The organism is Rhizobium giardinii bv. giardinii H152 (genome assembly GCF_000379605.1).
Taxonomy (GTDB): Bacteria; Pseudomonadota; Alphaproteobacteria; order Rhizobiales; family Rhizobiaceae; genus Pararhizobium; species Pararhizobium giardinii.
Genome location: NZ_KB902646.1, coordinates 152522 through 159521, shown reverse-complemented (window position 1 = coordinate 159521; position 7000 = coordinate 152522). Strand labels below are relative to the sequence as shown.

Sequence of the window (7000 nt, the reverse complement as noted above, 5' to 3'; positions counted from 1 at the left end):
ATTGAAGCATCGCCATCGCTTCTTCAGGGGTCTTGTCCGAAAAGCGCACCTTTCCGTGAATCTCGGAGGGCACCTCTTGTTGCGCAAGCTGTTCGGACAAAACTAGTACCGGGCGGGTATAGAACCAGTCNCCCATGCTTCGAACCGCTTCGTAAGTGCCCCGCCCCATTACGATAACGTCGATATCTCTTATGAAGTCGTCATAGCCATGATCCTCGCCAGCTTGNTCGTGCTTGAGCAGCCAATCGATTTCTCCGCTTTCACGGGCGATAAAACCATCAAGGCTCGTTGCAATAAATACGTGTCCGGTGATCATCCTAAACCCCACTATTTATACGACGTATAAATAGTGGGGTTCGAGGTATGTCAACGGGCTCGGCACACACCGTCCCCTATTTGACTCGACGATGGCGGACACCGTTCTCAACCATTCATCACAACCCTGACGGCTGAAACTGAACGGCAACTTCCAGATAACTGTCAACGCGGTCTGAGTGACCGAAATGACGGCGCGTTGCCGTCAGACATTCTCCGCTAATTCGAAAGTATCGAAAGCTACCTTGATCAGGCCAGTTCGTTGGCGGAGCGTTCCCAGGTAGGGTGTCTTCTCACCAGATTGAAGGCCATGATAAACGGCGCCTATGGGAATCAAGAACTATCTGATCGAAGGCGGTTCCGGCACTGGAAAAACGTCTGTCGCTACCGAACTGGAGCGGCGGGGCTACCAAGTCGTCCATGGTGACCGGGTCTTGGCCTATGTCGGCGACCCCGAGACAGGCCAGGCACTCGCAGGACCACCTACGGGCGCGGACCGCATGGTTTGGGGATACGCGCACTGGATCTGGCCGGTCGACAAGGTCCGGGCTATTGCTGCCGACACCACCCATCCTGCCACCTTCTTCTGTGGCGGCTCGCGCAATTTCCACAAATTCCTGGACCTATTCGACAAGGTTTTCGTGCTCGACATCGACGTTGAGACCTTGAACCGACGATTGGATGGGCGGCCGAATGAGCCGGGCTTCGAGCCGGCCGAGCGGGCGCTGGTACTCCGCTACCATCACACCCGGGAATATCTTCCCGCTGGCATCAATATCGACACGGCCGGTACCGTCCCGAGTATCGTCGACGATATCCTCGCTCAACTCCCCTGAAGCCCTGAAAGTATTGTGAATGGGATGGGAACCACTCGATTATTGCGGGAAAGACGCCAGCCGCCTGAATGGCTCACTGGCGGCATTGTCGCTTCGTAGCCGACCGGCAGCTTTCAGAACGACAAGCCGGGTGTCTTAACGACCGTCTTGCGGGCGCGAAGCCGACGTTCAGCGAGTTGATCTTCTATTTCCGATTGGGCGCCATTGCGAAAGCGAGCAATGCTCGCCTTGAAGGGATATTCGTAGATTGTCGTAATTTTTTGTCTTTCTGCGGGGCGATTACGAGGAAAAGCATAATAATCTCGCGTTGCGCCCGCGTGTCTCACAATTTTGCAAGCACTTGATTTTGTGAGACACCATCCTCATCCAACGCGACCGAATTTTCGACGTCAAAGGATCGCTCTTCTAATGGAGCGATTGCGATCCAGATTTGCCGCAGCCGCGGTTCCTACATTTACACAACGCTATGATGCGCTCGCGACAAGAGAATAGCCCACCCCACGCACCGTTCGGATAGCCAACTGATCGCCCCCGCCGAGCTTACGCCGCAGATAACGGATATAGACTTCGACAATCTTTGTTCCGGGATCGAAATCGTAGTTCCAGACGTTATTCAGCAGCCGCTGACGGCTGACCACCTTGTTAGCATTCAGCATGAGGTAGCGGAGCAACTCGAACTCCCGCACGGTGAAGTCGATCTCACGGTCAGACTTCGTGACGCGGCGCGTTGCCGGATCGAGGATCAGTGAGCCTACCTGGAGGAGGTCAGTGCACTCAAGCGTTGGGCGGCGTCTGCGCAGAGCCTCGATCCGCGCAATCAGTTCGTCGAACGCAAAGGGCTTTATGAGATAATCGTCAGCACCGCTGTGAAAACCATCCACGCGGTCGCGGACACTCTCCTTGGCGGTGAGCATAAGGACGAGCACGGGACGTCTTTCCTGCCGGATCATCCGACACACTTCAAGGCCATCCACATAAGGAATCATGCGGTCGAGTATGACCAGATCGACGCTCTCATGACGGATCCGTTCGAGGCCGTCACGCCCATCCTCGGCAAGCTGTACATGATAGCCTTCCGCCTCGAGGCCGCGCCGTAGAAAGCCCGAAATGCGCCGGTCATCTTCGACAATCAATATCCGCATCTGTTTCCCCTTCTGCGATAGGCAGCCGGATGGTGAGAACTGCGCCGCGCTGCGGCGCAGGCGCAAGGGTAATCGTGCCGCCATGCCTCTCAACGATGGTCTTGGCAATCGGCAGGCCGATACCGAGACCCGTGGCTGCACGACTGGCATTGTTCGTTCCGCGATAATATCGGTCGAAGACGAAAGGCAGTTCCGCCGGATCGATCCCGCAGCCATGATCACGGATAGTCAGCGCCAAGACGTCACCGCTGCGACAAATGTCTATGTCGATCCTGCCACCTCGGTCCGCATACTTGATTGCGTTATCGATCCCGATCATCAAGGCCTGCTTCAAGCGTCTGGAATCTGCCCGGATCATTTGCTGTGGCGCTTTTGAGAGGAGTTGCACCTCCATCTGCCTTTGTTGGGCAAGTATTTCACTTTCGTGAACGGCCGCAACGACCACCCCTTCGGCCTCGATCGTTTCGAAGTCATAGGTGATGTCATCGATCTCCGTACGCGTGAAGTCGATCAGATCCTCAAGCAACCGTGCCATGTCGGCTGCATACACCTGAATCCGGTTCAATGCATCGCGGAAGGCTGCAAGCCCCGGTCGCCCGCGAAGCGCCACCTCCGCTTCACCGCGCAAGATGGTCAGCGGCGTTCGCAGCTCGTGGCTTGCATCCGCCAGGAACTGGCTGCGCTTGCTGTCGAGCGACCGAAGCTGGTCATTTGCCTGCCGCAGCTCGCGGGTACGTTGATCGACTTCGCGCTCGAGTCTTGCCTGGGCGGATGTCAGGCTTGCTCTTTGCCTCTCGATCGCTTCGGCCATCTTGTTGAAACTTTGCGAAAGAACCAAAAATTCGTCACGGCGGCTCGTCTGAATGCGATGATTAAGTGCACCATTGGCAATCGCTTCAGCGCCGGCCGCCAGAAGGCGGACCGGGCGAGCGATCGAATGCTGGAGCGTCAGGCCCAGACCAAGGCCCACTGCGATGACCAGGACCGAAACCATTCCCGCAGCGATCAGGACCGTACGTTGGGTATTTCTCACCCGGGCTAGCTCTTCGGCAACTTCTCCACGCTCCTCGCGCCGGGCATCTTCGAGCATTGTCTCGAAGTCGTTGGAGAGGCGATACTCGATGCTTCGCCTGAAGATATCGACGGCATGATCCTGCTGGCCGGCCGTCTGCGCCTTAAAGACCCGTTCGGCCGCCCGATCGATGGCGCGGTAGAACTCATGAAGCCGTGCGGCGAATTCTGCTTCCGGTAGTTCCTGCTGAACGTCGCCGAGGCTTCCAAGCGTGACGAATTCCTTGCGCGTCACTTCGGCAAGTACACGGAATCCTTCTTCGATTCGCTGCCGTGCGAGTTGGAAGTCCGGCATCTGTTCGGCGCCAAGCAGAAGGACTTCGGCCAACTGCTCGGCATAATTATTGCCCAGCCCGTCAAGTTCGCTGATCGCCTCGAAGCGAGAGTGAACGCCGTCAATGCGATTTACGAAATCGTCCGTCAGCTTGAGGGTGATCAGCATCAGGAAGACAACCACCGCGACAAAGACGGCGGTGACAAGCTGGAAGAGAAGAATGCGCCGCCGGACGGTCATAATGCCTCGTGTCTGGTTGGGAGCTCGTCGCCAAGGATTGCCGATCAGAGGAGTCAGGACAAGGCTTAGCGCCGCAATCTCTGCAGCTCTCACCAAATTCTAACCTTCCGGACAACGTCCTCTAACCTGCGATGCTTAAGATCGCACAGCAGAAGGCGGGCCGGTGCGTGGCACCTTTCGCCCCCGTCGCTAAACGGAGCTGCTAATGGAGAAGCCAGAAACTTGGCCGCCGCCCCTATCTGGGCAGACGTTGCCTCGCACGCGAACGTCTACGGCGTCGACGCGGTGGCGTCCGGCGGTCAGTTTAATCGTTGCAGTGTCGATGACCATTGCAATCGAGCTTGTTGCCTCCGGGTTGGCACTGGAAGCTCGGCGTTCGCTGCAGATTCTCATGCTTGCTTTGGTCGGGTGGACTTTGACGTCACTCGACGACACCTTGGTTGCTGTCACTGCAGCCGTTGCAATGACGTTGTTCGTCACCGGCAACACCGAAGCTCTGTTCAATGCGCTTGGCGACCAGCTGATCTGGCTTCTTCTGGCATCGTTCCTGCTGGCTGCAGCCTTCAAGGCGAGCGGCATTACCGACCAGCTCATTGCCCTGGCAGCCGGTCGGTTGCGCTCCGTCCAGTCCGTTGCCTACGTTTTGACTGCTATCCTTCTCGCGACCGCTTTCGTCGTTCCCTCCACATCTGGCAGGGCGGCCATGATGGTGCCGGCCTACGCGGCAATTGCCGAGCACTGTACCAGTGCTCGAGTGCGAAGAGCCTTCGCGCTGCTGTTTCCGACGGTCGTGCTTCTGTCAGCCTTCGCTTCGCCGATTGGTGCTGGCGCACATCTCGTCGCCATCGACATGGTGCGACGGCTGTCAGGTCAGGAAATCGGCTATCTTCACTGGGTTGTTCTGGGCCTGCCCTTTGCCGCTTCAAGCGCATTTCTTTCGACCGGCATTATCCTGCGCCTCTTTCTGACGGAGCAAGAACGGCGCGCCAAGCTCGCCCTTCCTCCCGGCAACCTGGAGCGCGGACCGCTCTGGCGTCGGCCTATTTTCTGGATCGCCGCGGCCGTGGTGACCGGCTGGCTGACGGAACCGATGCATGGGATCGATCCGACGATCCTGGCGCTTGTCGGCGCGCTTGCTGCCTTCATTCCCGCTGTCGGAGCAATATCATTTCGGGACGCCCTCCGTGACGCTGACCTGTCGCTCTTGGTCTTTCTCGCCGCGATGATCTGCCTTGCCAATGGTTTCGTGACTTCCGGACTGAACGAATCTCTGGTCACGATGGTGTTCCGTCCACTGCGAGCAGGGGAAATATCCTCCATCATGTTCACGGCGCTGGTTGCGATGATCGGGTTGCTCTCTCATTTGCTCATTCACAGCCGTACCGCGCGGGTGTCCATTCTGCTGCCGCCGACCCTGATCCTTGCTCAGGCATCAGGTGCAGATGTTGTTATGGTGATGCTGACCCTGGTCTCGGCGACAGGCCTTTGCCAGACGCTGATGGTCAGCGCAAAACCCGTCGCGCTCTTTGGGAGGTTGGGCGAGAACGCCTATAGCGCGGGCAACCTCGTTCGGCTGAGTGCGGTGCTTATACCCGTCCATTTTCTTCTGATCATGGTCTTCGTTCTGATCATCTGGCCCGCCATCGAATCGATGTTGGCGTAGGGAGCGTTAGGAGTTTCGATGTCGAAAAAGCACAGGCGCTTGCGTGTTCTGGTGGCACCTTCAGGGTTCAAAGAAGGGCTCGGCGTTCGTGAAGTCGCAGACGCGATCGCGCGGGGCGTCCGCAACGCCCTTCCGCGGGCCAAGATCACACGCATGCCGATGATCGATGGCGGCGAAGGCTTTGTTCAATCCATGGTGGATCTGCTGGGAGGCGAACTGCGTCCGCTTACCGTGACAGGTCCGGTAGGGCAACCCGTCGATGCTCTTATCGGCCTTCTTTCAGGACGACGGAAACGCACGGCAGTGATTGAGATGGCTGCAGCTGCGGGATTGCGGCTCGTGCCAAGGGATATGCGCGATCCTACGCGAACAACCAGTTACGGTGTCGGTGAAATGATCCGCGCGGCACTTGACCTTGGAGCCGAACGCATCCTCCTCGGCTGCGGTGATTCCGGCATCAACGATGCCGGGGCCGGCATGGCTCAGGCCCTTGGCGTGCGCCTCCTGGATCGATACGGCCAACCGATTGCCGGCAATGGCGCGGCACTGCGTTGGCTTGACCGTATCGATGCTACTGATCGCGACGCTCGCCTCGAGAAGGTGAACATCGACGTAGCCGTCAATCCCTACAACATGTTGCTCGGTGAGAACGGCGTTGCACGGGTATTCGGACCGCAGAAGGGAGCGACGCCGGATCAGGTGGCAATTCTGGAAGAAGGTCTTCAGAGGTTTGTCCGGGTGGTTCGCCGCGATCTCGATATCGACGTCGAGCCGTTGAAAGGCGGCGGAGCTTCGGGAGGACTTGGGGCGGGCCTCCACGCGTTCGCCTTCGCCAAGCTACATCCCCGTTTCGACCTCATCCTTCGACACATTAAACTCGATCGGAGGCTCGCCAAGACTGACCTGGTGATGACTGCCGAAGGCGGGATTGATGGACAAACTCGGCACGGTAAGGTTCCGGCGGAGATCGCACGTCGGGCCAAACGCCACAAGCTACCGGTTCTTGCCTTGGCCGGGACCGTCGGTGCGGGCGTTGAGACGACACGGGAGATGGGAATTGATGCGGTGTTCAGCATCCTTAACCGTCCCTGTACGCTAGAAGACGCGATCCTCGAAACAGAAACTCTCCTTGCCGAAGCAGCTGAACAGGCAGTGCGCCTAATGCTTGCAACGCGTTCGGTATTGCGGCCTTGAGTCGCAACATCCTATGAGCAGGCAAGCTATGCGATCCAGGACACCGCGGACATGGTTGCCAAACATTACGGCCGGTTCCTGCCGCAAGACAAGGCTGAGTTGGCGGCCACGATTTTGAATCACGCCTGGCAGGCTGCATAGCAGGCCGGATCAGTGGACGAGGCCAGCCCCTCGTCCCAGAACAAGGGCGAGCTGAAGCTACCCTGGCTCGGATAGCGAGCGGTTGTAGCGTCGAACTGGGCGTAAACCGCACCGCTCGTCGGCA

The 7000-nt window shown here is 58.2% G+C and carries 5 protein-coding genes; 3 read left to right on the top strand and 2 right to left on the bottom strand.

Features of this window, described 5'->3' with window-relative positions; translation table 11 throughout:
• The first annotated feature begins 641 nt into the window (after positions 1-641).
• Positions 642-1151, top strand: coding sequence for a DEAD/DEAH box helicase family protein (locus A3AY_RS0113635; RefSeq protein WP_018326222.1), 510 nt, complete (start codon positions 642-644; stop codon positions 1149-1151).
• Between the two features lie 464 nt (positions 1152-1615).
• On the opposite strand, the gene A3AY_RS0113630 is transcribed toward A3AY_RS0113635, so the two are convergent.
• A complete protein-coding gene (locus A3AY_RS0113630; RefSeq protein ID WP_018326221.1) occupies positions 1616-2293 on the bottom strand; it encodes a response regulator transcription factor in 678 nt (225 codons plus the stop codon).
• Positions 2268-3878 (bottom strand): sensor histidine kinase, encoded by a 1611-nt coding sequence (locus tag A3AY_RS0113625; RefSeq protein WP_018326220.1) that lies wholly within the window; start codon positions 3876-3878, stop codon positions 2268-2270. Before A3AY_RS0113625 ends, A3AY_RS0113630 begins: the two co-directional genes overlap by 26 nt.
• 322 nt (positions 3879-4200) lie before the next feature.
• Here A3AY_RS0113625 and A3AY_RS0113620 point away from each other — a divergent pair, with 322 nt between their 5' ends.
• Complete coding sequence (locus A3AY_RS0113620; RefSeq protein WP_018326219.1) at positions 4201-5541, top strand: SLC13 family permease; 1341 nt, start codon at positions 4201-4203, stop codon at positions 5539-5541.
• Positions 5542-5559: 18 nt separating this feature from the next.
• A complete protein-coding gene (locus A3AY_RS0113615; protein WP_018326218.1) occupies positions 5560-6735 on the top strand; it encodes a glycerate kinase family protein in 1176 nt (391 codons plus the stop codon).
• Positions 6736-7000 lie beyond the last annotated feature (265 nt).